General features: G+C 43.6%; 23 protein-coding genes and 1 other RNA gene. 5 read left to right on the forward strand and 19 right to left on the reverse strand.

Features of this window, described 5'->3' with window-relative positions:
• Nucleotides 1–132: 132 nt before the first annotated feature.
• A complete protein-coding gene (locus tag UE46_RS14905) occupies nucleotides 133–585 on the reverse strand; it encodes a DUF3284 domain-containing protein (RefSeq protein WP_036060673.1) in 453 nt (150 codons plus the stop codon).
• Nucleotides 586–725: 140 nt separating this feature from the next.
• Between UE46_RS14905 and UE46_RS16370 the strand changes: the two genes are divergently transcribed.
• Nucleotides 726–878, forward strand: a complete 153-nt coding sequence (locus tag UE46_RS16370) for a hypothetical protein (RefSeq protein WP_159103095.1) — start codon at nucleotides 726–728, stop codon at nucleotides 876–878.
• A 131-nt stretch (nucleotides 879–1,009) separates the two neighbouring features.
• Here UE46_RS16370 and UE46_RS14910 read toward each other — a convergent pair whose 3' ends face one another.
• The 9 genes from UE46_RS14910 to UE46_RS14950 all read right to left on the reverse strand — a co-directional run bounded on the left by UE46_RS14910 (nucleotide 1,010) and on the right by UE46_RS14950 (nucleotide 9,281).
• On the reverse strand, nucleotides 1,010–1,270 hold the full coding sequence (locus UE46_RS14910; RefSeq protein ID WP_036060675.1) for a YiaA/YiaB family inner membrane protein: 261 nt from the start codon (nucleotides 1,268–1,270) through the stop codon (nucleotides 1,010–1,012).
• A gap of 69 nt (nucleotides 1,271–1,339) precedes the next feature.
• A complete protein-coding gene (locus UE46_RS14915; RefSeq protein WP_036060677.1) occupies nucleotides 1,340–1,822 on the reverse strand; it encodes a hypothetical protein in 483 nt (160 codons plus the stop codon).
• A 95-nt stretch (nucleotides 1,823–1,917) separates the two neighbouring features.
• A complete protein-coding gene (locus UE46_RS14920) occupies nucleotides 1,918–2,172 on the reverse strand; it encodes a DUF2187 domain-containing protein (RefSeq protein ID WP_036060679.1) in 255 nt (84 codons plus the stop codon).
• Nucleotides 2,173–2,446: 274 nt separating this feature from the next.
• Nucleotides 2,447–2,713, reverse strand: an RNA gene (gene ffs / locus UE46_RS14925) — signal recognition particle sRNA large type.
• A 90-nt stretch (nucleotides 2,714–2,803) separates the two neighbouring features.
• The gene (locus tag UE46_RS14930; protein WP_036060681.1) at nucleotides 2,804–5,404 is read right to left on the reverse strand and encodes an alpha-mannosidase; all 2,601 of its coding nucleotides are present in this window, start codon (nucleotides 5,402–5,404) and stop codon (nucleotides 2,804–2,806) included.
• A gap of 15 nt (nucleotides 5,405–5,419) precedes the next feature.
• The gene (locus UE46_RS14935) at nucleotides 5,420–6,526 is read right to left on the reverse strand and encodes a PTS fructose transporter subunit IIC (RefSeq protein WP_036060683.1); all 1,107 of its coding nucleotides are present in this window, start codon (nucleotides 6,524–6,526) and stop codon (nucleotides 5,420–5,422) included.
• 12 nt (nucleotides 6,527–6,538) lie between these two features.
• Nucleotides 6,539–6,859, reverse strand: a complete 321-nt coding sequence (locus tag UE46_RS14940; RefSeq protein WP_036060685.1) for a PTS fructose transporter subunit IIB — start codon at nucleotides 6,857–6,859, stop codon at nucleotides 6,539–6,541.
• Entirely contained in the window at nucleotides 6,856–7,320 is a 465-nt protein-coding gene (locus tag UE46_RS14945; RefSeq protein WP_036060686.1) for a PTS sugar transporter subunit IIA, read from the reverse strand. The genes UE46_RS14940 and UE46_RS14945 overlap by 4 nt, the downstream gene beginning before the upstream one ends.
• The gene (locus UE46_RS14950; RefSeq protein WP_036060687.1) at nucleotides 7,320–9,281 is read right to left on the reverse strand and encodes a BglG family transcription antiterminator; all 1,962 of its coding nucleotides are present in this window, start codon (nucleotides 9,279–9,281) and stop codon (nucleotides 7,320–7,322) included. Before UE46_RS14950 ends, UE46_RS14945 begins: the two co-directional genes overlap by 1 nt.
• Before the next feature lie 157 nt (nucleotides 9,282–9,438).
• Between UE46_RS14950 and UE46_RS14955 the strand changes: the two genes are divergently transcribed.
• A complete protein-coding gene (locus UE46_RS14955) occupies nucleotides 9,439–10,296 on the forward strand; it encodes a GRP family sugar transporter (protein WP_036060688.1) in 858 nt (285 codons plus the stop codon).
• Between the two features lie 120 nt (nucleotides 10,297–10,416).
• Here the strand turns inward: UE46_RS14955 and UE46_RS14960 are convergent, their stop codons facing one another.
• Entirely contained in the window at nucleotides 10,417–10,707 is a 291-nt protein-coding gene (locus tag UE46_RS14960) for a bacteriocin immunity protein (protein ID WP_036060689.1), read from the reverse strand.
• Between the two features lie 520 nt (nucleotides 10,708–11,227).
• Nucleotides 11,228–11,599 carry a hypothetical protein gene (locus UE46_RS14965; RefSeq protein ID WP_036060690.1) on the reverse strand — a complete coding sequence of 124 codons (372 nt, stop codon included), beginning with the start codon at nucleotides 11,597–11,599 and terminating at the stop codon, nucleotides 11,228–11,230.
• Between the two features lie 234 nt (nucleotides 11,600–11,833).
• On the opposite strand from UE46_RS14965, the gene UE46_RS14970 reads away from it, so the two are divergent.
• On the forward strand, nucleotides 11,834–11,947 hold the full coding sequence (locus tag UE46_RS14970) for a type I toxin-antitoxin system Fst family toxin (RefSeq protein ID WP_221638573.1): 114 nt from the start codon (nucleotides 11,834–11,836) through the stop codon (nucleotides 11,945–11,947).
• Between the two features lie 292 nt (nucleotides 11,948–12,239).
• Here UE46_RS14970 and UE46_RS14975 read toward each other — a convergent pair whose 3' ends face one another.
• The 3 genes from UE46_RS14975 to UE46_RS14985 form a co-directional block, all read right to left on the reverse strand.
• Nucleotides 12,240–13,784 (reverse strand): gluconokinase, encoded by a 1,545-nt coding sequence (locus UE46_RS14975; protein ID WP_051492905.1) that lies wholly within the window; start codon nucleotides 13,782–13,784, stop codon nucleotides 12,240–12,242.
• A gap of 91 nt (nucleotides 13,785–13,875) precedes the next feature.
• Entirely contained in the window at nucleotides 13,876–14,187 is a 312-nt protein-coding gene (locus tag UE46_RS14980) for a hypothetical protein (protein WP_036060692.1), read from the reverse strand.
• 149 nt (nucleotides 14,188–14,336) lie between these two features.
• On the reverse strand, nucleotides 14,337–17,840 hold the full coding sequence (locus UE46_RS14985) for a putative mucin/carbohydrate-binding domain-containing protein (protein ID WP_118907739.1): 3,504 nt from the start codon (nucleotides 17,838–17,840) through the stop codon (nucleotides 14,337–14,339).
• A 260-nt stretch (nucleotides 17,841–18,100) separates the two neighbouring features.
• Between UE46_RS14985 and UE46_RS14990 the strand changes: the two genes are divergently transcribed.
• Nucleotides 18,101–19,213: an S-(hydroxymethyl)glutathione dehydrogenase/class III alcohol dehydrogenase gene (locus UE46_RS14990; protein WP_036060697.1), complete on the forward strand. Its 1,113-nt coding sequence runs from the start codon at nucleotides 18,101–18,103 to the stop codon at nucleotides 19,211–19,213.
• Nucleotides 19,206–20,048 (forward strand): S-formylglutathione hydrolase, encoded by an 843-nt coding sequence (gene fghA, locus UE46_RS14995; RefSeq protein ID WP_036060698.1) that lies wholly within the window; start codon nucleotides 19,206–19,208, stop codon nucleotides 20,046–20,048. Before UE46_RS14990 ends, fghA begins: the two co-directional genes overlap by 8 nt.
• Before the next feature lie 48 nt (nucleotides 20,049–20,096).
• Here the strand turns inward: fghA and UE46_RS15000 are convergent, their stop codons facing one another.
• The 4 genes from UE46_RS15000 to UE46_RS15015 are packed head-to-tail and all read right to left on the reverse strand — an operon-like array spanning nucleotide 20,097 to nucleotide 23,362.
• The gene (locus UE46_RS15000) at nucleotides 20,097–21,272 is read right to left on the reverse strand and encodes an MFS transporter (RefSeq protein ID WP_118907740.1); all 1,176 of its coding nucleotides are present in this window, start codon (nucleotides 21,270–21,272) and stop codon (nucleotides 20,097–20,099) included.
• A 23-nt stretch (nucleotides 21,273–21,295) separates the two neighbouring features.
• On the reverse strand, nucleotides 21,296–22,096 hold the full coding sequence (locus UE46_RS15005; protein WP_036060700.1) for an HAD-IIB family hydrolase: 801 nt from the start codon (nucleotides 22,094–22,096) through the stop codon (nucleotides 21,296–21,298).
• Entirely contained in the window at nucleotides 22,093–22,353 is a 261-nt protein-coding gene (locus UE46_RS15010) for a hypothetical protein (RefSeq protein WP_036060702.1), read from the reverse strand. Before UE46_RS15010 ends, UE46_RS15005 begins: the two co-directional genes overlap by 4 nt.
• A 16-nt stretch (nucleotides 22,354–22,369) precedes the next feature.
• On the reverse strand, nucleotides 22,370–23,362 hold the full coding sequence (locus UE46_RS15015; protein ID WP_036060703.1) for an ROK family protein: 993 nt from the start codon (nucleotides 23,360–23,362) through the stop codon (nucleotides 22,370–22,372).
• Between the last annotated feature and the right edge of the window lie 103 nt (nucleotides 23,363–23,465).

Below are 23,465 nucleotides of genomic sequence, written 5' to 3' on the forward strand. Positions count from 1 at the left end.
CAATCGTACATTCCGCGTCGGTACTCGCCTTTGCCTAGAAACTGAGCACTTGCGCACTCCGCTGAAAGCTTGGGCGGGTTTTCGGTAGACTTTTACTTTGAGTTTTGCGGTGGCTGAATTTTCATTTTATGCTTATTTGGAGATTTTTGTTACTAGTTCTTTGTGTTGTTGGATGACTAGGGCTTCGATTCCGTCTAGCATGCGGGTGATTCTTTTTTTGCGGGTGAACCCTAGCAAGCCGCCGACGAGGATGTTGTTCCAGCGCGCCATTGCTGTTTCTGCTTCGACCGTTTCGTCATACACTACTTCGCATGTGTGCTCGGTGATCGCCGTGACTGTATAGCTTGTCGTGTGGGTGTTGACGTGTGTTTTCGTTTGGAATTCGTATATTTCGGGTGGCGTACATTTCGTGATTATCATGACCGCTTCGGAGCCATTCGCCATTTTGCGCTTAAATTTCAGGCCTTCCAACTTCTGTACAAGCGGTTTCTTCCCTGTTGCTTCTTTAACGTCGTGGACAACTGAGTTCATAATGGTATCAAAACACTCTTTTTGCGAGATCGCGAGTTTTTTCGTAATTTTCAATGGACTTACGCTCCTTCATAACTTTATTCCGTAGCAACTTTGCTTCTCTAAAATTATCCCATTTACACGGCTTTTTTACAAGCATATAAGGAAAGAAAATGAGATTTGTAGTATAATGAGAGAGAAATGGAGGTCATAGTATGGCACAAAAAGCAGATTTCCCAGACTTCGACAACGGTAAACTCGTGAAGAAAAATGATTATACGATCGTCCTTCCTGGCGATAAAGAAATTATTTTGCCGACGAAAAAGAAGTCCGATGATCAGAAAAACGAATCCAAGGATACAGAATAAAGAAATACCTCGTTTTGTAACTAAATATCGAGGTATTAGCCGATTTATAATTAAAAAGAATGGTTCTACCATCAACATTGGGGCAAGAAAAATCTACTCCACATTGATGATAGAACCATTTTTTGATTCCATTATTCCTCGATGTTCTCCACATCTTTCGCGCGGAACATCTGATTGTAACGTTCTTCATCTTCCTGGTTATCACGCACGACTTTAGCTACTGTAAAAGCAGATGAAATCAAGCCGATCGATCCCATCAAATAATAGCCTTTGACCATTAGTGGCTCTTTTAACGTGGCTAGTCCAATAATTGTAAGCGCTAAGAACGCCAAGAATGAACCCCATGCTAACATAACAAATGCTGGTGAATTACGATATGCTTTTCTTTTCACATTATCACTCCCTTTTTATAAGTATACCAATTTTATAGTAAAAAGGATAGAGGAATTTTACAAGGATTATTAGTTAGGTTTAGGATAGGACATTAGGGCGCGGTATTCTTCTAATTCCGTTCCATCTGGATCAATCCAGTTGCCGAAAACGCTCATGTCAACAGTTACTTCCCCTTGATCGTAAGTGAAAATATAATACCAATCCGTATCTTTTGGATCTGTCGTGTTCTTCTTTTTACGAATTAACTCGTCATTTTCGTCCGCACCATAGTAGTAATTCTCTTCTTTGTGCTTCGGATTCTCAAGATAGGCTTTCCACTTTGCCATGTCTCTTTTGGTCGTGATAATTCTGCTATAACCGCCGTTTTTGAAATCATAGCCAAGTTTGTTGATATCGACAATATCTCCTTTTAGGATGCCATATTCTGCAATTTTTTTGTCGATGGCTACGCTGGCATTAGCTTTATTCGCGCTGAAAATAATAGCTGGAATAGCGATGATACATATGGTTACCAATGCTGCGTTTCGCCAGAATTTCTTTGTAAGTTTCATGCGTTGTTCTCCTTGTGTGATGATATTTATACATTCTATTTTATCATATCTTATTTACCAAAAAAAGCGCCCAAAATGAATGGACACCTCCCAATTTATTTTTCTAAATCAAGTACGCGATACTTTTTGAAATTTACAACTGTGCGTATTGGTGCATTATGTTCTTTTTGTAGATCTTCGTCAATCGATACAATCGCCGAGTTAATCAGCATTTTTTCGATTCGGCCGAAATATATTTTGTCTTCTCTTTCCCATGTCACGTAGTCTTCTATCTCTCCTTGTATTTCTACATGTGCTCGCGGAGATTTCCGTAACTCTAGCAAATTCACACCTTTGTCTTCTACTGGCATTTCATTCACCTCTTTTGTCTAGTATAGTCTATATCGCTAAAATTAGATACACCAAGCGTGGCGGCATATGTCCATCTCCGTCATTAAAGTCTGTGCGCTGATGCTCTCGTACTCGAGTATGTTCCGCTCCAGTGCTCGACTTTGCCTAGGGGATGAACATGTGGCGCCACGCTTCGGTGATAACATCGTGTACTGTGCTTTTATTTTGCAGTCAATGAAAAAAGCCTCCTTCTCTGGACAGAAAAGAAGACTCGAGTTATTTAAAATTATAATGCCATGCACCTTATTCCGGCAATGCACCCATCTACGTTACCTCTGCAGTTAGCTCAGCCCAGGCGACCTCACGGCACATGGAAGACACTACTTAATGCTGCTTCCTTCCGGACCTGACATGGTTCATAGGATTCCATTGCGCAAGACCCAGACGTCAACACCACTTACAAAGGGCTGACCAAACAGGTACAAAGCCTCGATAAGGAATTCAACCCCACTAGAGCGGATTGTGGGTTACAGGGCTCCGCTACATCCCCATCTAGCATGACAAATTGGCTGCCATTTATTAAAAACGGCTCACTTATAAATATACCTTTATTTCAGCAAAAGTGCAAGTGGAAACATGGTTTACGCGTATTTAAATTTTGAGTCGTAGCGTTATGGCGTCGTAAGAAGGAATTGTAAATTCAGATTCAACAATCACTTCTTCTACCGCGTTTACTACTTCGATGTTTTCAGTTGCAATACATGATAAATCTAGTTTTTGTGGTGCGCTAGTTGGGTTTTCAAACCTGACGATGTATTTATCTGCTTGGTAATACGACGGATAACACGCGGAAACTAGATATTCTTTTGGTACATTTATTAATTCGAGTGTCCGCGGTAATCCTAATTTACGCTCTGTTTTTTGAATTTTATTGTCCAAACGGTGTAAAAAATGATTGAAAGGTTGGCATTGATAGGATATGGTCGTTTCGTTGAATTCTCTGCTCCGTAGCGCCGTTTCGTGCTCATCAAAGGATTTCTCGCCTAAGTAGATGGCAAGTGAGAATGTGTGTTGACCAATCAACTGCGCACCTTCTGTTGGAATCAGAACATGGCCTTTTTTCGTTGTATCACCGGATGCGCGACCTGGACGGTAGGCTAAGTCTGGTTTGCCGAGTTGTCCTGTTGTCGCGAGTAAGGTCAAGGCTAAATGGCTGTCTAATTGTTGATATTCCTTAATTCCTCGAGTGAAAATGGTACAACTCTTAGCCTCATTTGATAGCGTGACACTTTGTTCTAACGGCTCAATATCGATCGGCATCTCGCTATACGTTTCTTGCCAGTTAGCAGGCACGCCAGGCGTTCTCTCGATATAGCCGAACGGTAGCGACGCCATATTAGCCGTTGCCTCGACACCCGTATTCACTTTTAGACGCAAGCGATGACTTTGAATCTGATTGTCGACCTCTACCTCACAACGCAACAACTCGCTACCTTTTCCAAGCTCCAAGGTCATTTTCACGGTAAGCTCGCCTTGTTTACCATCCGTTAATCGGTCTTCCAAATCAAACGGTAAAATAGTTACTCCTGTTAAAATGAGTTGCTCCACTTCGCGCGATTTCTCTATGATCGCTTTTGTAAATGTGAGGTTTCGCTTCATGTCGCCAGCAAGTGGTGAATAATCATACGTATCACCAGCATTAGCGGTATTTTCAAGTTGAATAAAGTTCGTTTTCTTGTCTCCGTTCGGCGTTTCTAACGTGAGGTCACCATTTTTAAACACGATACTATAAAATTCATTCTTAATTTCCGCTTCATTCGTGTGCACCATTCCTTCAAGTTCTACATCGCTTTCTTCAAAACAAACCACGCGATAACCAAGGCCCGGGAGCTGCGTTTTTAGCCTAATTTGCAACACGTAATAACCAGGTTCTTCAATGAATCGATTCCCAGCTGGTGTTTCTTCCAGAACATTCTCTCTAGATTCGATATATTGCTCTTTGATAATCGTCGCATCTGGATGTTCTGGGAAACAGATCTGCTTGTTTTTCGTAACGACTTGGATTTCTTTATAGCCGTCAAAAACGCTTAATTCTGTGTTAAAAATGATAATTTCGTTCGGCGCCAGCGCTAAATCATCCGCGATTTTCTTAACAATCGTGTTTTCGATACTGTCACATAATTCGTCGGCCTCTTTCATCCGATGCAAAATGTCCTCGGCAACTGGATCGGAAACGCATCCTGCTAAACTATCATGTGCTTGGCCTTCGAGCAGCTTTTTCCACGTATGCATGAGTAATCGTTCGCTCATCGGGATACCAGACGCTTTTGCGATAACGAGAAGCGGCTCAATACGGGTGAGTAATTTTTGTTCTAATTCTGCGCTTTTTAGCTTGATATTCATGCGGCTCGATCCGATTGTTTTATGCACGCGGGCTAAAACGGGACTTCTGAATTCACCACGGAACGTTTCCAAATCAGGCAGTGTTTTGACGTATTCGATAAAATCTTGATAGGTGCTCAGTTCGTACGAGTGGCCCCCCATCTCGTTTATCTCGGCTAGCTTATCGGCAAAATTGAAAATAATGTTCAGCTGATCGTTTCCAGATGGAATCAGCACTTCTTTTGTCTGGCTGTATTTACTGATGAAATCAATCGCGGGGTCAAGACGCCCATCGACATACGCCGTCGTTGGCTCAAGCAGCATTCCCGTTCCATACCCTTGCGGCAAATTAATCGCATAAAGCTCTGCGGAATTGCCCAGCCCCTGCCATTTAAAATACGGAGAGTTCACTTGTTGTCCAAGATGAATCCCGCGCCAGAAAATGATGTTATCAAAGCCCGCCTGAGCAAGCAATGTCGGCATTTGCGCGTTAAATCCGAATGTATCTGGCAAATAACCAATTTTCATGTAATCGCCATATTTTTTACTATCAAAAATACCAATCATCGCGTTCCGTAAAATTGATTCACCGTGTGCGAAAAACGCATCTGTTTGCGTGAACCACGGACCGATAAATAATTGTTTGTCCGCAATCAGCTTTTTAATATCCGTCATTTTTTCAGGATATAGCGCGACGTAATCGTCCAAAATCGAGAGTTGACCGTCCAATACGAAATTTGCCTCTGGGTGCTTTTGCAATTCCTCGATAACTTCTGTGAAAAGTTGTTCGCTTAACACCAGCGCATCGGCGGACGTGAAATACCATTCCCGATCCCAATGCGTATGATTCACAATATGTGCTTTAACCATAATTACCTCCGTTTTTTAAGCTTCCCATTCTGCTTCATCAAAATCTTCTTCTTCGATGGTATACGATTCTTCTTGACCAGCGCTATCTTTACGTAACGCCACTGATATTCCTGCTACGACGAACGTTCCAACCGCGATTGCTAAAATGTAGAACCACCAGTTTTGCACGGTGAACCAGCCATAAAAACCGCTGATTGGTGCTTGGTTAATTGCGCCAAGTCCTACTGCGAGTGCGCCACCGATTGCCGAACCTATCACGGTTGCCGGAATGACTTTTAGCGGGGATTCTACAGCGAACGGAATCGCGCCTTCGCTAATACCAACGAGTCCCATGATTAATGATGATTTCCCAGCTTCGCGCATTTCGGTGTTGTATTTTCGTCTAGCGATCAATGTTGCCAACCCCAGACCTAGTGGGGGAATAATAATCGCGACTTGTGCGGCAGTATTCGGAGCATAAATTCCACTCGTCAAAAGTGCCATCGCGGTCGTAACTGCGGCTTTATTTACTGGTCCGCCTAAGTCAAACCCAACCATCGCGCCAATAATTGCCGCCATCAAAATTTGGTTCGTTCCTGACATGCCGTTTAACCAAGTTTCAAGCGCTTTATTCAAGTCGGCAAACGGAATTCCGACGACATAATTTATAATGAGTACAGTAATGAGCGTCCCAAAAACAGGTACTAAAAAGACGGGCACAATCGATGCTGCTGATTTTGGTAATTTAACATGTTTCTTGATCAATAGACATGCGTAACCTGCGATCAAACCTGCCGCAAGAGCACCAAGGAATCCTGCGCCAATATCACGGGCCAACAAACCACCGACAAGTCCTGGTGCGATGCCGAGCTTATCCGAAATCGAATAGGCGATAAACGCTGCAATGACAGGGAACATCATGCCAAGTGCCAGGCCACCAAAACCATCTAAACTGTGCAGCAGCGAAATAATACCGTTCGTACTATCTGCATATTTCGGATCCCAAATGTCCGTAATTCCGTAAAATGAACCACCAACACGCGCAATCGCCATGATCACCGCACCCGCAATAACGAGTGGAATCATATATGAAATACCTGTTAAAACGTGTTTTTTAAGCTCGCTCCCAATTTTTCTAAACATAGTCGTTTCCCCCTATTTCTCATCGATTAGTTTCAGTGCTTCGTTAATCACTTTTTCAGCGTCTTTAATCGGCGCGCTTACAGGAACTTCTAGAATCGTTTTCCCGGCAAAACGCTCGCTATTTCTCACTTTCGTATCCACTGCAAAAATCACAACTTCACCGATATTTACGTCTTTTTCGGTCAGTTCATTCTCGATTCCAGTCGCGCCTTGCGTTTCCACCTTAATTAAGTCGCCCATTTTCTTCGCGCCTTTTTTGAGTGCTTGTGCTGCCATATACGTGTGGGCTACACCTGTTGCACATGCGGTTACTGCGATTATTTTACGTTTCATACTCCTACCACTCCTTCGTTTAAAATACGGATTACTTCTTCTTTATCTCGCGTTTCCTTCAACCCAGCGACAATATCGTCATCCATAAGCTTCGTCGCGATTTCAGCTAGAATTTTCAAATGGGCATCGGTTTTATCGGAATCGCTGATGGCAAGTAGGAAAATCATGTTTACCGGCTCGTCATCAAGCGACTCCCATTCAATCTGGTTTTTCGTGCGGGCAAAAACAATCGCCGAATGCTTCACGCTATCGCTCTTACCGTGCGGAATCGCGATATTATTCCCAATCCCTGTCGTCGCGTGCGTTTCCCGATCCAAAACAGCTTGGATGTAGGCCTCTTTGTCCGCAAGAATTCCCTTCGAATCCAGAATCTCCGCCATTTCTCGAATCGCTGTTTCCTTCGTTGTCGCTTCTAAATCGAATACGACGAGTTCCTTTGTCAAAATATCCTTTACTTCCATTACATCCCATCCTTTATTAAATGTTCATATATTTCTTTAGAGGTCCGAAGCGTCGCCAGCTTTTCCAACCACTTTTTATTATCAATATAATTGTAAAATTGCTCGTATACCGCGTCTAAATTCAAACCGTTATTCTCCGTCAGCGCGATGAAAAATACTTTATCCACGTCCACAAGTCCCCATTTCACTGGTTTCTTAAGTGTCGCAATAACAATCGCGGATTCCTTGATCAGTGCCGGATCTGCATGCGGCGTCGCCAACTCGTCAAACGACGTGAACGACAATTCCTCCCGCAAAAGCGCGCTCTGAACGATGCCTGGCTTTGCAATATCCCGCGCAATCAGCATCTCACCAATCTCGGTAATCACCGCCTCCATCGACGTAACGTCAAGCTCTGCCAAAATATGTTCTGGCTGGATTAAATCTAAAAATGGCTGGCTCACGGTCTTCTTTTGCCGCTTCAACTTTTCCATATGTCGCTCCACTTGTTGCAAATCATCTTTACTCATCATCGGGCTCACCACAATACTTGGCACCGTTTCCAGTTCGAGATAAATCGTGCTAATCACAAGGTCAACATCGATATTCGACTCCATCATCGCTTGCACGGATAGGATTTTTTCAATCTGAATCATCGGGAAATATTTCTTAATTCTGGCGGCAAGTAACCTCGACGAACCTAGGCCAGTACTGCACACAAGCACCACACGAATTGGATCAGGGAAGAAACGCATTCGCTCGTGATACGCCTCGAAATGAAGCGCGATATACGCCGTTTCATCTTCATTCACTTGCACCTCGTATTTCGCCTCCACCTCCGTTTTCAAATACAGCGCTTCCTCAAATGCCCGCGGGAAGTTTTGCTTAATTTTACTAAGGTACGGATTTTTAAAATTCATGCCGAATTGCAATCGATTAATCGCCGACTTTATGTGTGTCGCCAAACCTTCTAGCAGCTCCTGATCATACTCCGTTTCCGCCAAACATCCCGTCACAAATTCCGATACATCATCTTGAGGCTGGACTTGATTACTGAGAAAACTGTTATTCCGTTGATTGTAAGCCGCTGCGAGGTGAATCTGAATATAGCCAATTTCAAAATCTGGAATCGTTATACCCAGCTGATTTTCAAGCATATCAACGAGCGTTTCGGTATTTTTTTGTTGGGAATCCAGCGCATCTTTTATGAGACCGTCCACCTGATCTCGTACATACTCTTTTTTGCGAATCCGTTCCACCGCAATGGCTAGATGAATCACGATTGACTGAAAAGCATAGTCGGTAAACGCGAAATCATATGTTTCGCTGAACTCGCGCACAATCGAAATAATTTCTTTTAGACCCTCTTTTGGAAAAATTCCAGTCACGTCCGCTTGAATCGTATCGAAAGCTTGGAGCACTTTCTCGCCTTCTTGTTTCAAATACCAATTGTTGCCCCAGAAATTACGGATAAATTTCGAGGTCAAGGTGCGCTTTTCTTGCTCATTAACGAGAAGCTTCATGCCTTTACTTGGCTTTTTATAAAGTTTGACGCCCTCTTTCTCAAGCATTTTCGTCACTTCAATCATGTCTTTCTCAATCGTTCCACGGCTAATGTAAAGCGCTTCGGAAAGTTCTTGAATCGTCACGTAATCGCTTGCTTTTAGTAGCGTGCTGAAGATGTAGATGACGCGCTCTTCTTTGGTGGACGGAACGAGACTCACTTGGTTGCCTAGAAAACGAGTGACTTGCGCCAAGCCTTCGCTATCTCCATCAATATAAACGCCGACTTTCGGTTTACGCACGACCGTCATGCCAAATTCTTTTAGGAACTGATCGATTTCTTTCAATGAATTGGATACTGTTTTTTCAGAGAGACTTAAGTGATCCGCAATATCTCCCACGCGTGTCTGGCCTGCTTTCATTAAAAACTGAATGATATTCTTTTCGCGATTTGCAATCATTTTCGTTACCGCTTTCATTTCATATTTCCTTTCCCAGACCTTATTCTATTACAAAGCTACCTTACCGAAAACTACGAAAATTACCGCATTGAATACCGTAATTTTGGGATATTGCCGAGTCATCCTACGCATGATAAGTTTAAGTGGCATTATTAATGATGAGAGGAAGCTTATTATGTTGATTTATTTTGTTGCCTTATTACCAGTTCTTGGTTGGGGTTTTATGCCCATCATTGCGAACTTACGAAAAAGCACCCCGGAGGAGCAGTTACTTGGGACATCGATTAGCGCGCTTGTATTCGCTTTTATTTTGTTTTGGATTGTGTCGCCCGAAATCACGATGGCCTCATTTATTGTCAGCTTCGTATCGGGTATTTTTTGGAGTTTTGGCCAATTACTGCAATTTAAAGGAATCGCCGCGTCGAATGTCGCCAAGGCGATGCCGATTTCCAATGGGACACAACTTGTTGGCGCTACACTATTTGCCGTCCTCATTTTCCACGAATGGCAGACGACGAGCGCTGTTGTGATTGGCATTTTTGCAGTGCTTATCATTTTGGTTGGGGTGGTAATGACCGGATTTCAAAAACGTGGGAATCAAATCAAGGAGTCAGTTTCCATTCATGTCTACGCTATCGTTATTCTATCTTCCTTCTTTTTAACGCTTTACGTCGTGACAAACCAGCTATTTCATGTGAGTGGTTTCGCTATCATCTTACCACAAGCGATCGGAATGCTGACATGCGCCATTGGCATTAATTTAGCGAAAAAATCTGCCATTTCCCGCAAAAATGTGGCGTTCAATCTGTTGACTGGATTATCGTGGTCGATCGCGAATCTTGGTATGTTTCTGGCGACTGCCGTGCTTGGCGTCGCGACTAGTTTCTCGATTTCACAGGCTTGCGTGATTGTGGCGACGATTGGTGGGATTCTGATTTTCAAGCATAAAAAGAGCCCACTCGAGTGGACGTTTATTCTTTCGGGAGTTGGATTGATTATGGTTGGGGTTGTGTTGTTGAGTTTGTTGAAATAATACTTCCGATAAAATATAAAACAGACAGTGTGAGTAGCGAATCTTAGTTCTGCTACTCACACCGTCTGTTTTCTGTATCTACAATTGGATGCATCCATCATTATATTTTATCAACCTCTTTTAAAAAGGGCGAATGCTTGGCCGTAGTAAGCCTTCTGGATGAGCAGTTTTCCCAATATCGCTTAGCTTTCCAATTAATTTATTTTGTTCCTCATTAAAATGCAATTTCTGAGCAAAAGCTGTAAAATAAATAAATTTCACCAAGGGACCGATAAGCGCTATATTATCTTTAGAATCCTCATCTTTTAACTTGGCATAGACTTTGAGTAGCGCGTCTTTAACCTCTTTCATATCTGGTTGCTCTAGACTATTATAAAGTTCATGCACCAATTGCTTCGATCCTTGCTCCATTAACTGCACCTCATATACTCTTATTTGATAGCTTTAGGTCTATCTCCAACATGCGTATTCTCCAGCTCCAGACTACCATATCCTATTTAAGTTTTCTACCCGCTATATAATTTTTGCTCCTTTTATTCTTTGCTTTTTCACTACTTTGTCACAATAGAAAGTCTCTTTATATAGTTTGGTGCACTTTTTATACTTTGTTAATAGGTTTCCAAAAAATTTAATTATATTGGATGGAGTTGTGTTGATCAAACTTAACAACGACCACAAAAAATAACCATCCTCACTTCGGCAAGAGTCGATGGTTATTTTTATAACAATTCAATTCAGCCACCGTCTTTTTACGGAGCTACTACTAGGGAGTCATGTTAGCGCATGACTTCCTTTTCTTGTCCTCATTATAGCATTTTTTGAAAATCTCGTCAAAATTACTTCCTTTTCCCACGAAAAAACACCTCCTGTATCTTCTCAAGTAAGAGAGTTAACAAGTGATGCTTTTATCTATATTGGCTTGTTATTCAGATCACCGCGGTGTGAAGTATGCGTATGATTTGTACGTTTGTTTATTGTGTTTTACAACGATTTCTACTTTGACTTTATAGCCTTTTGTTGCTGTACTGATGTTGAATTTTTTAGCGGTGCCAACTTTACCAGAGATGTAGGTTTTTTTCGATTTGTAAAAAATTGTACCTGTGTAGGCTGTGTTTTTAGGCACACCTGATACATTAAGAGTTACATTCGTGCGTTGTTTTGGTGTCGTTGTGCTTAGTGATACTTTGACTGGGTTCTTAACTGCGGCCTCTGCTTGGATGCTTGAAACGCCTGTAATTCCTGCTGAAACAGGTGAAAATACAACCAAAACTGCCATTAGAAATAACGCTATTTTATTTTTCATCGACGTGTTTCCCCTCTTTAATTAAGTATTATTTTCGACAAACCAATACATTACTTATATTACCATGATTATCGGTATTCTCAAAATTTAACTTCGATTGGAGGTACACAATTTTGTTTTTCAGTGATTTTTAATTTGTGTTCAACGCGAGAAAACACACTATGTTTCCATGCTATAGTTGATAAGCCGTCTACCCCCAGACGAGTGTTACATCTGGAGGAAGGAGGTGTTATCATGTATATCTTTTCTACAATTCTTGCTCCCATCATTGTTGGATGCGTCCTTGCTACCTTCAATTATTGGTTGGAGATGCGAAGCAAGAAGAAAAAACAAAAAAGTAGACGGTAATCCGACCAAAAGAACCCCCAATCTCCTGCATGAGATTGGGGGTTCGCTTTTGGTGCCGTCATGCATATCTTTTTCCAACACCATTATATCATGGAAATCGATATTCGTAAAATAAAATTGGGAATCAAAAAAACTGGCCGAGGCCAGTTTTTTATGCGCTGAAATAAAATAAGTTTGCTAATACTGCAATCAATGTCCCTAAAAGACAAATTCCCACTAAAATGATTAGCGTCCATACTAATTTGCGGTTCATTCGAATCACCCCACGTTTTTTTTGCCTCCGATGCGCGCTTTATCTGTTATTTGTTTCTATCTTACCATTTACTTGGCTTTTTTGCCAGTCAATTAGGCGCTCGTAACTTCCCATTAGCTGGGTCGTGATTTGTTGGAAAATCGGTTGGAGTTCTTTGTAAATCGCGACGTTCTCAGGATTTGGTTGATAAATGCGCCTTGGTGGTATTTTTTTCGGGAGTTCGAGTGTTGGCAAAATTTTTAATGTATGCAGGGCAATGATTGCGGCGCCTAGACTTGAGCCTTCGATTGTGTGGGGCACGATGACTTCGCGGTCGAAAACATCGGCGACGAGTTGACACCATACGGGATGTTGGGAGAGGCCGCCAGTGACGTGAATTTTATCGTGTGGGTCGCTCATCACTTCGTAAACGTGTGCTAAATTAAACGCGATGCCTTCTAACATGGCTCGGATGAAGTGGGCGCGTTTGTGGTTAATGGTGAGTCCGACGAAGCTGCCGCGGATTTGGTCGGTCCAATAGGGCGCGCGTTCTCCTAGTAAATAGGGTTGGAAAAGGAGGCCGTTTGCGCCGGGTGGTGTTTGGGTGATGCTATTGATGAATCCGGTGAAATCGTTTGCTGCGCGCTCGGCGTCTGTGCCGAATTGTTCTAATCCCCAGGCGAGGACGGCACCGCCATTGTTTACTGCGCCACCTTGTACGAAGTAGCCGTTCGCGACGCCGTAGCAAAAGGTTCGTTGCCAATCGTCGACGTGGTATGTTTTTGTGAGTTTGCGAACGGCGCCACTTGTTCCAACGGTGAGCGTGACATCGTGTTCGCCGACGGAGCCTATGCCGACATTGGCAAGCGCGCCATCACTGCTTCCAACGACGAAAATCGTATTTTCCGCGATGATGCCGAGTTTTTCTTTCCATACTGGTAGGATACTCTGTAAGAAGTGCGATTCTGCGACCACTTTTGGTAATTGTGATGCGGTGATTTGCGTAATTTCAAGCGCGAGCGGCTCCCAGTCATGGGTCAACATGTTGTAGAGTCCTGACGCAGAAGCTGATGCCTCGTCAATGACATATTCGCCAAACAGCGCGTGCAAAACATAACTTTTGATCCCGATGTACTGATGCGCCCGTGCCACCACGTCTGGAAAATCATCGTGCAACCAGCAGAGTTTGGCAAAAGGGCTCATCGGATGAATCGGTGTTCCTGTTTTTTCATACACTTGTTGCAAGTAAAAATCGCGTTTTCGGCGTTCCAAAGCCTCGCCGCTGCGCTGATCCGCCCATGTGATGCAGTTCGTCAAAGGTTCGCCGTCCGCGTCCACCGCAATCAAACTATGCATCGCTGCGCTAAACGAAATCGCTCGCAAAGCTTCTGCGTCCACGCCCGCCGTCTCAACCACAGCCCGAATCGCGTCCACAACCGCATCCAGAATCACGCGCGGCTCCTGCTCCGCCATCCCTGAGTCGTCCGTCACCAATGGATAGCCTCGCGATTCCCGCGCCACCAGCTCCCCACTCGCATCAAAAATCACCGCTTTCGTGCTCGTCGTCCCAATATCGACACCCATTACATAAACCACATTTCCCATCCACGTCACCCTCAATTTTTCCTCATTTGTCCCCAATTATAACGATAAAAAAGGCGGAGTCAAGATTTAGCCCTCGAATCCCGCTTCACATTCAGTCATAGAAACCAGTCGATCCTAGATACAGCACACTGCCTACCCAGAAAACAATCAGCGACGCGATTACAAACAGCACAATCATTCCCGTTGAACGCTTCTCCTGTTTCGAAATAATACCTAAAAAGCTACTAATATAACCGATCAAAAACAATGCTACACATGCGCCAACACCAATCCTATAAAATAATAGAAACATATCTGAACCACTATAGTAAAATGTCGTTCCTACTAAAAATAGTGCGAATAAAAGTATACCGCTGATTGTAAAACGAAAACCTATTTTTGTTCGCCAAGTTATTGTTTTCAACGTTTCCGCCTTCGTTCCTTTTTTATTTAATTATACCTTATTGTCCCATTCTTTTCCCTCTAGCCAGGTTACATCTACGTTACGATTTTGTCACATGGAAAAGGCGGAAAGCATCTCCGCTCTCCGCCATTCCTATCCTATTTAAAACCTCAATTCGTTTTCGGTATATCGGACAATGTCTTCTTAGCTAATCCATTATCCACAATTTCATACACGTTCTGACTTGGCAGAGTTCCTTGATCCGCAGTGCCTACACTCAATTTCAAACGGTTCACATTGGCCTCTAAATGCGTGATAATCAAATAATATCCTGTTTCTAGCTTGATGTTTTTCTTGAAAGCCGCTACATTCTCACTGCCGAACACGTCATATTTATAAACCACACGACCATCATCGTCTCTTACTTCTACCGTCGCGTACGGCTTTGTTTTGTCAACATAGATATGGGCTTGTCCGCTATTTTGCGAGAATGTTAGTTCCATCGTATCAAGATTTACCGCTAAATTAGCGAAGTTTACATCGGCATAACCTAGAAATTTATACGCGAAGTTTTTCCCTACAAGATCGGCTACACTTTGCGCTGGAATACTGTTTTCATCTACTTTTAGTAATCCGTATGGCGTTACTTTATATGTCGCCTTCACGCTAACTGCAAAGGCTTCTTTTGTATCGGGATTTGTGATTGCCAATCTCAGCATAGGTTCTTTATGCGTAACCGTGACATAATATCCTTCACTGATACTGACATTATCTAGAGAACTTGGTGCAACATCCTGCCCGATAAAGTCTTTCGCATATACTTGTTTGCCGCGCGTATTGTAAATCTTGATGGAGGCATACGCGTCTGGGAAGACCCAATGTACTTGCCCAGCATGTTGCGTGATGGTTGCTTGTTCTTTTTGTAAATCTAACGCCATCGTTGCGAAAAGTCGGTCACTGTATCCTTTGAAATCGACTTGGAACTTTTGACCGTCTAGTTCATTTGGATCTTTCGTTGGTGTCGGGATTTCCGATGTGTCTACTTTTTTAAGTCCGTCCGCCGTCACAAGATATGTTGCTGTTTTATACGTGCTGTAAGTTTCTCCCGTTTCTTCATTCTTCAAGAAAAGGCGTATATCGAATTCTTGGTGCGTTACCGTTATAAAATCACCGACCGCGATGGTTACGTTGTCTTGCGTTGCTGGAACTGAACCCCGCCCCACGAAATCTTTCTTGAAAATTTCTTTCCCGTTTGCTTTGTTGATTTTGATGGAAGCATATGCGTCTAGGAAATACCAATGAGGTTCGCCGGCGTTTTGGGTAATCGTTGCTTTATTTGTGTCTAGATTGATACGCATATTAGCAAATTCCCTGTCGCTATGGCCCTTCAATTGGAATTGGAACTGCTCACCGCTCAATAGATTTGATGTGTTCTCATTTTTAGGTGTCAGCAGGTCTGCGTATTTCTTTTGATAGGCCGCTTTATCGCTGTCTGTATCTGGCAGGTAAGCGATACCTTTTTTCAACATGCTTTTTAGGATAATATAGTCTTCGTTTTTATATATGGCGTTGTCGTTGATTGTTGCTGCGAAAGTGACTAATTTCGTTTTGTAATTTGCTAGTGCATCTTGTGCTGTAACGCCTGTCACATCACTTGTTAGACCGTATTTCGTTACTTTGAAAACCTGATTTTGCGAGGTGTTTGTGAGCTTAGCTGGTGCTCCGGTAATACCAAACCGATTTGGCTCTGGGTGCATCACTTTGATTGTGTAGCCTGGTTTAATCGCGATTTGAGTTTTCCCAGTTTCGGTCTTAGCACCGTTTATACTCCGCTTGAAAACAGACTGCCCTAGTTCATTGACTACTTCGATAGCGACATATTCGCCTGCAAAATAAAAATGTGGATCTGCTTTCGTAACAGCAAAAGTCAGATTTCCTTTTTCAGGATCCACGGATGCTGTAGCAAAAACGTTATCACTTAGGCCTTTAAAAACCAGTTGTTGTGTTGCGATGTCTGATGTTTGTAGCTCGTTCATTGTGATAGTCGTGCTATTACTAGCGTCTGATACAGCCAAATAATTCGTTGATGGTTCGTATGAGCGCGTGATTCCAGTCGGGATGTCTAAAGAATAGATTCCGATTGGCATATTTTTAAGCGTCACGGTTGGCGTTGTAATCTTCACTTCCCGCACAACGTCCGCGCCGTCCTTGATTTTTAATACCTTCCCTTTTATTTCCGCGAAATCATCGATGGCCAATTGGATATTCATCGTGGTTGTGACCTTGTATTTTTCCAGTTGAGCGTTACTTACTAAGCCCCATTTGGTGTCCAAAGCAATGTCTTTTCTCGCTTTTGCCAAATTGTCACCGGAAAAGAGTGATGCTAATGGATAAACAGCTTTGTTTTCAGAGTAGAGCGCTTCTGTTTTTCCGTTTAGAGACATCGAACCTTGTACTAATTCTAAGTAGGCTGCGAAGTTATAATGACTCGATTCGCCAAAATATTTATTCAGTAAATCTAGGAATCGTGGCTTCTCCTCTAGCGTTTTCGCATTTACCGCCGTACGATGTGATTGGTTGAAATGTTGGAACGCTTTGTCTCCTGCCTTGTCTTTGATGAGCGTCAGAAGATACAGTTTATCGTGCACATTCCAATCGTTTGCCGGTGTTTTGTTCACGTAGACTTGTTTATTAAAAGCGGCTTCTACTGCGGCTATATTGCCATTATAAAGCCAGCCGTTATAGTAATCTGCCCCATTCGCCTTTTTTTGCATGGTGTTGGCGTAAATGTTATTCCAAACTTCTCCTGTCGTAAAGGTTTCATCGTTCATGAACGTACCTTGGTAGCCATGCCCAATTTCATGAAGCCCACCCCAACCTTTTGTTAACCAAAAATCAATGACTGATGCGCTTGTGTCCGAGGTGTGATACTGCCCGTAAGATCCCAAGCCGTAGCCGTTTTTATCTGCTTTTGCAAAATAACGATTCGCGATGTTTTTATCTGTCGCTTTTTGTGGCGTAAAAGATATGCCTGCGAGCTCGTTGTAAGTTTCGAATACACTGTCATAATAGGCTAGTAACGCATCGATGGAAGTGAAGTCTCTCATTTTTTTGAGGTACGGCTTGTCTCCTTTTGGCACTAGAATTTGGATGTATTTATTGCCGATTAAACCAAAACTCGCGTTCGTTTCGTCCCATTTTTTGAAAAAGTCTGCCTCGTTATCGCCTTGATTAAATGTTGGCAATGCCGGAGCCGCATCGCTCACTTTGTATTCGACGATTGGCGGATTCGGATCTGACGTGTATGTTGTCCTGACAAATGGCACCGAGTCAGTGGTAGCTGTTACTGTTACCCACGAGCTGCCGATTGTTGTGGCACTCTCCTCTAACCGATCTTCATTTAATAGTTCTAATGTGACGTTCCCTTTGAAATTCGTGTTGACTTGGCGAATCTCAATCGTCTCGTTTTTCGGTAGTACCACGCCTAACCCTTGTTTATCGTGATCCAATCCCTTCGTAAACCCCTGATTTCTCAGCCACGTCGGATTCTCCAGCGTGTATAGTTTTTTCTCCATTTTTGCTGCTTCTGCTTTTATCCCCATTGTAGTCGCAATTGTAACTACCGCAAGCAACAAAATAGACATAAAGATCGTTCTGATTTTACGATTCTTCATTCTTGTTCCCTCTTTTCCCTAAAATTTTGTTTCAAATTTATTACTTCGAAGCAAAATTGCTTCTTACTTACTATGCTACCATTTATTTCATTATTCAAAATCCCGAAACTATAATAATACTTGCTAGATTTCATTTAAATTTGACATTTTTGTGATTGTTTTAACAACATCCTAGCGAACCACATCTTTGTTATCCCGCCACGCCTTGTAGTATACTTAATCTGTATGCTAAAAATAGCAATGTCGAAAGGAAGTTATATATGAAATCACGTGCAGCAGTGGCCTTTGCGCCTGGAAAACCTCTTGAAATCGTTGAAATTGACGTAGAGGCTCCGAAAAAAGGGGAAGTTTTAGTTCAAATTACAGATACGGCGGTTTGTCATACGGATGCTTATACGCTTTCTGGTGATGATCCTGAAGGCGTTTTCCCAGCCGTTTTAGGGCATGAGGGTGGCGGTATTGTCATCGAGATTGGCGAAGGAGTGACAAGTGTGGCGGTTGGCGATCATGTGATTCCGCTTTATACAGCCGAATGTGGCGAGTGTGAATACTGTACGTCTGGTAAAACGAATCTTTGTCAGGCGGTCCGCGAGACGCAAGGTAAGGGGCTTATGCCGGACGGGACGACGCGTTTTTCTTACAACGGTGAGCCGATTTACCATTACATGGGCACGAGCACGTTTAGCGAATACACCGTTATCCCAGAGATTTCGCTTGCAAAAATTAACCCGGAGGCGCCGCTTGAAAAAGCGTGTTTGCTAGGTTGTGGCGTAACGACTGGAATTGGCGCGGTTCACAATACAGCGAAAGTTCAAGCCGGCGATACGGTGGCGGTGTTTGGACTTGGCGCGATTGGTTTGGCCGTAATTCAAGGCGCGGTGCAGGCTAAGGCTGGTCGGATTATCGCGATTGATACGAACCCGGATAAATTTACGCTGGCAAAAGAGATGGGCGCGACGGACTTTGTGAATCCGAAAGATCATACGCGGCCGATTCAAGAAGTGATTGTTGAGATGACGAATGGTGGCGTGGACTTTAGTTTTGAGTGTATCGGGAATACCGATGTGATGCGTTCAGCGCTGGAATGTTGTCATAAAGGTTGGGGCGAGAGCGTGATTATCGGCGTTGCGGCGGCTGGAAAAGAGATTAGTACGCGTCCATTCCAACTTGTGACGGGTCGCGTGTGGCGCGGGTCTGCTTTTGGCGGCGTGAAGGGGCGTAGTGAGTTGCCGGGCATGGTGGAGCAAGCGATGCAGGGCGAGATTCAGTTGGACCCGTTTATTACGCATACTTTGCCATTTGCGAGCATTAATGAGGCGTTTGACTTGTTGCATAACGGTAAATCGATTCGGACGGTGCTTTCGTATGACTGAAAAACTGGAATTGCTGGAGGAACATCGGAGTTTTGACGGTGTTCAGTTGAAGTATCGGCATTATTCGACGGTTCTTGGTTGCGACATGACGTTTAGCTTGTTTTTGCCGAACAAGGAGGAATTTGAGACACCGCCGCTCGTTTGGTGGCTGTCAGGCTTGACGTGTACGGATGATAATTTTACGCATAAGGCGGGCGCGCAGAAAAAGGCCGCGGAACTGGGTGTGGCGATGTTGATGCCGGATACGAGTCCTCGCGGGGATGGTGTTGCGGATAGCGCGGATTGGGATTTGGGTCAGGGGGCTGGGTTTTATGTGAACGCGACGGAGGAACCTTGGGCGCGGAACTACAAGATGTATGATTATATCGTGACGGAGCTTACGGCGATTGCGCGGGACGAGTTCGGATTAACAGGACCCGAGTCGATTATGGGGCATTCGATGGGTGGACATGGCGCGCTGGTTATTGGTTTGCGCAATTCAGGACGCTTCTGCTCAATTTCGGCTTTTGCGCCGATTGTGAATCCGATGGAGGTTCCGTGGGGATTGAAAGCGTTTGATGCGTATTTGGGCGCGGATCGGGAAACTTGGTCGGAATGGGATGCGACGAAGCTGTTGGTGGAATATGACGGCCGTACGCAGACGCCGATTTTGATTGATCAGGGAACTGGGGATTCGTTCTATGATGGACAATTGCAGCCAGCGAAATTGGCTGAGATTGCGGATGAGCAAGGTTATCCATTGGCGCTACGCATGCAAGATGGCTACGATCACAGCTATTATTTCATCGCGAGTTTTATCGAGGAACATTTAGAATTTCATCAAAAATATTTATAATACATTCAAAAACCGTATCCAGCACGAAATTAGGATACGGTTTTTTCATTATGAAGTTTGCCGGATTTTCGCAACATTACTCGTAAACAAGCCAGCCACACAAATCGCGATAAGCACGAAAATAAACGCGTTCAGCAGACCAAAATAGTTCGCTAGAAATCCAAGTAACGGAGGTCCTGCAAGCGATGCTCCGTAACCTGCCAGCGTCACCAAACTCACTCGCCTCACCGCATACTGGCTCTCGTCCCCAGCCGCCGAAATCGTCATTGGGAAACCGAGCGAAGCGCCGAGTCCCCATAAGAAAATCGCGGTAACACACACTACAACCGAAATTTTCAGGATGACTAGAAGCAGGCCGATAGCAGCCAAAGCCACCGCGATACGCAGCAGTAAAACCCGGCCATACGTGTCGATTAACTTGCCACTCACAAGGCGTCCGCTAATCATTCCTGTCAAGAACACGCCATAAATAACCGTACTAAAACTGTGCGAAACATTGTAGCCATCGACCATCGCAAGCGGAATCCAATCGTTCGCAGATCCTTCAACAAACGCGAGGCATAACGCCATAATCGCAAGCGCCACAGTCCGCTTATTCAACCACAATCGCTTGTCTGCGGCAGTATCTTCCTTGCTCGCTTTCTTATCCGCCACCGAATCTTTGCCGATCCCCGCCGGTACATAGCGCGTCGCAATCAGCAACGTCGCAAACAACAAACACGCGACAATCGTCAAATGCAGACTAACCGATAACCCGAACTTGATGAAAAGAACCCCGACTCCAGCTCCCGCAAGCGTTCCAATACTGAACATCGCGTGCAACACTGGCAAAATGGTCTTTTTGATCCGATATTCAATCTCGGTTCCTTCTAAATTCATCGCCACATTACACATCCCAGCGCCCATTCCAAAAATGAACAGCGCTGCGAAAACCATGATTTGGCTAGCGATCAGCGCCCCTGCCGAAAGCGCGATGAAACCACTGAACATAAAAAACGCACTCGTTATAATCGCGAATCGCCCGCCACGCGCTCGGACAAATATATTCGAAAGCACGAGCCCTAAAATCGACCCCATCGACAATCCGAGTAAAATAATTCCCATCGTTCCCGTCGACGCATGCAAGGCATCCCGCAACTCTGGCGTTCGCGAAATCCAACTCGAAAAGCTAAATCCACACGTCGTAAAAATAACTAAAATCGCATAATACCACTTTTTCTCCATAAAAACTCCTTTTTCATCTCCATTTATTGTAACGCTAAAATCTGCTTGATTGTTTGCAGTACGCCGTCCTCGTCATTCGATCTCACAATATAATTCGCCGCATCCTTCGTCTCTTGAAAACCATTTCGCATCGCAAAACTATACAATCCAGCCTCCATGAGCTCCAAATCGTTCAGACCATCACCAAATACCATCGTCTCGTCATGCGTCACACCCAGTATTTCCTGAAGTCGCGCCACCGTTGTTCCTTTGTGAACGCCCACATCCGTAATATCGATCCAAGCCGCCTCCGAAGCGACAATATGCGCCTTATCGAAAAACTCCGCCAACTGATCACGCGTGTTAAAACAATCCTCTTTTGCATCATAAACGGTAATTTTAACAAAATCAAGGTCAATATCGTTAAAATCCGCAACTTTGCGCAACTCCGAATACGAATTTTTCATTTTATTAAATATAGCCTCATCGATCGTATCCTTCACAATCGCGCCCGCCGACGTACATGCAATAATCACATAATCCAAACGAATCGCTTCTAGTTTTGCAATAATCGCAAGCCCCATCTCATTTTTAATAAGCGACTCATAAACAAATTCACCATTACGCTTAATTCGGGATGCACTATCTCCTAAAATCCATAAATCGCGACTATCCTCTGGGCCAAAAATCTGCTCCACACGATCACATTGCTTGCCAGTACATGGCGCGAAAGCCACATTTTTGTCTAACATCAACTGTTTCACCTCACGATAAAGCTCGCGATTGAAATCTCCCTTACTGTTCAAAAACGTTCCATCCATATCCGTAATCACTAATTTAATCATGCTCCTACCCCCATATTTCGTAATTTTTCTACTAAATCCTTATTTATAATGCTGTACTTAAAACCCGCATCCGCAAAACCCACAGTATCAACGCCCTCTACCTCACAAGTCGCTAAAATTCGCCGAATCGGAACAATCGCAAAGTAATCGATATCCCGATTCAGCGCAAACAAGTACAAACTATTCGTCGAAAACCACCATTTCACTCGAAATTGCCGCCGAAATTGTTGTTTTTTTACACTCAGCAAATCCCTCATCGCGCTCAACTCCTTCTTATTTAAGATCAATAAACGCTACATTCGACATCGCTAGCCACTGCAGCCCCGCCATAACATCCTTATCAAACGAGTCCCCGCAATAAATGTTCGGTTTATTTGGCTGTTGCTCCAAAATGCCATTTTCTAAAATCAATGTTTCCAGATCAGACTTACTCAAACCTTCCATATGAATCACAAACGTGTGCGGTGCGAGCAGGCTGTTGTAAATACAAATAATATCTATCAAATTTCGCGCCGATTCCTCAAACGAATTAGGTAATCCCTGCCCAATAAACTGCGGCAAATAACGAATTTCACCAGCCAAACCTTCCTGTCCTCTAAAAAGATGATTATTGTAGAAAAGACTGGCGCCAGGCATGCTCATCGGCAAATAATAGATGCCAACAACATAGTCCCGATTAGGAACATCCATTTCTCTGCAATATCCGACCGTTGCAAGATTCGCGTCATTTTCGACATGGACGGGAATCCCGAACCGCTCTCCGATTTCTGTTTCTAAATCCCAACCATTGAGCTCATCGCGCCAACTAACCGCAATTTGGGAGCCGATTTTTTTACCTGGAATCGAAATTGCAATATTTGAGATAGCTATTTTTTGATCCAATACTTCTGTAACAACGTCGATAACCCTGCTGATATCAACGACTTCCATAAGGACGTCTCGCGTTATTTTTACGTTACCTTGCATATTCACAACTTGCGCAACAATATGCAATTTCCCGGCCGTTTCTTGAATAGAAATTAAGAGATAATGCTCAAAATCATAATTAAAATGATAGTGCACAGATGGCCGGCCGATCTTGGGATGAATTAATTCTCCACCGATAAACTCTCCAGCCTCCACAAGTTCTTTGACAAGTCCATTGACCGTGACCGTACTTATATCCGATTCACTTGCTAATTTCGCTTTTGTCGCCGATCCATATTTAAATAAAACAGCTCTTACTTTATTCAAATTCGCCTCTTTTACGACATGCTTATTTTCCATCAATTTCACCAGCTCACGATTTATTTAAAATACTTAATTAAGTACCTTTATTATATAAAAGCAATGCGGAAATGTAAAGCCTTTCTTTTTAGACACATCAAAA

It is taken from the genome of Listeria weihenstephanensis, assembly GCF_003534205.1.
GTDB classification, from domain to species: domain Bacteria; phylum Bacillota; class Bacilli; order Lactobacillales; family Listeriaceae; genus Listeria_A; species Listeria_A weihenstephanensis.

Bases quoted from the DNA above. Each gene is read 5' to 3' on its own strand.
- UE46_RS16370 (WP_159103095.1), top strand. From the start codon at position 726: ATGGCACAAAAAGCAGATTTCCCAGACTTCGACAACGGTAAACTCGTG.
- UE46_RS14915 (WP_036060677.1), bottom strand. From the start codon at position 1,822: ATGAAACTTACAAAGAAATTCTGGCGAAACGCAGCATTGGTAACCATA.
- UE46_RS14920 (WP_036060679.1), bottom strand. From the start codon at position 2,172: ATGCCAGTAGAAGACAAAGGTGTGAATTTGCTAGAGTTACGGAAATCT.
- UE46_RS14930 (WP_036060681.1), bottom strand. From the start codon at position 5,404: ATGGTTAAAGCACATATTGTGAATCATACGCATTGGGATCGGGAATGG.
- UE46_RS14935 (WP_036060683.1), bottom strand. From the start codon at position 6,526: ATGTTTAGAAAAATTGGGAGCGAGCTTAAAAAACACGTTTTAACAGGT.
- UE46_RS14940 (WP_036060685.1), bottom strand. From the start codon at position 6,859: ATGAAACGTAAAATAATCGCAGTAACCGCATGTGCAACAGGTGTAGCC.
- UE46_RS14945 (WP_036060686.1), bottom strand. From the start codon at position 7,320: ATGGAAGTAAAGGATATTTTGACAAAGGAACTCGTCGTATTCGATTTA.
- UE46_RS14950 (WP_036060687.1), bottom strand. From the start codon at position 9,281: ATGAAAGCGGTAACGAAAATGATTGCAAATCGCGAAAAGAATATCATT.
- UE46_RS14955 (WP_036060688.1), top strand. From the start codon at position 9,439: ATGTTGATTTATTTTGTTGCCTTATTACCAGTTCTTGGTTGGGGTTTT.
- UE46_RS14960 (WP_036060689.1), bottom strand. From the start codon at position 10,707: ATGGAGCAAGGATCGAAGCAATTGGTGCATGAACTTTATAATAGTCTA.
- UE46_RS14965 (WP_036060690.1), bottom strand. From the start codon at position 11,599: ATGAAAAATAAAATAGCGTTATTTCTAATGGCAGTTTTGGTTGTATTT.
- UE46_RS14970 (WP_221638573.1), top strand. From the start codon at position 11,834: ATGTATATCTTTTCTACAATTCTTGCTCCCATCATTGTTGGATGCGTC.
- UE46_RS14975 (WP_051492905.1), bottom strand. From the start codon at position 13,784: ATGGGAAATGTGGTTTATGTAATGGGTGTCGATATTGGGACGACGAGC.
- UE46_RS14985 (WP_118907739.1), bottom strand. From the start codon at position 17,840: ATGAAGAATCGTAAAATCAGAACGATCTTTATGTCTATTTTGTTGCTT.
- UE46_RS14990 (WP_036060697.1), top strand. From the start codon at position 18,101: ATGAAATCACGTGCAGCAGTGGCCTTTGCGCCTGGAAAACCTCTTGAA.
- fghA (WP_036060698.1), top strand. From the start codon at position 19,206: ATGACTGAAAAACTGGAATTGCTGGAGGAACATCGGAGTTTTGACGGT.
- UE46_RS15000 (WP_118907740.1), bottom strand. From the start codon at position 21,272: ATGGAGAAAAAGTGGTATTATGCGATTTTAGTTATTTTTACGACGTGT.
- UE46_RS15005 (WP_036060700.1), bottom strand. From the start codon at position 22,096: ATGATTAAATTAGTGATTACGGATATGGATGGAACGTTTTTGAACAGT.
- UE46_RS15010 (WP_036060702.1), bottom strand. From the start codon at position 22,353: ATGAGGGATTTGCTGAGTGTAAAAAAACAACAATTTCGGCGGCAATTT.
- UE46_RS15015 (WP_036060703.1), bottom strand. From the start codon at position 23,362: ATGGAAAATAAGCATGTCGTAAAAGAGGCGAATTTGAATAAAGTAAGA.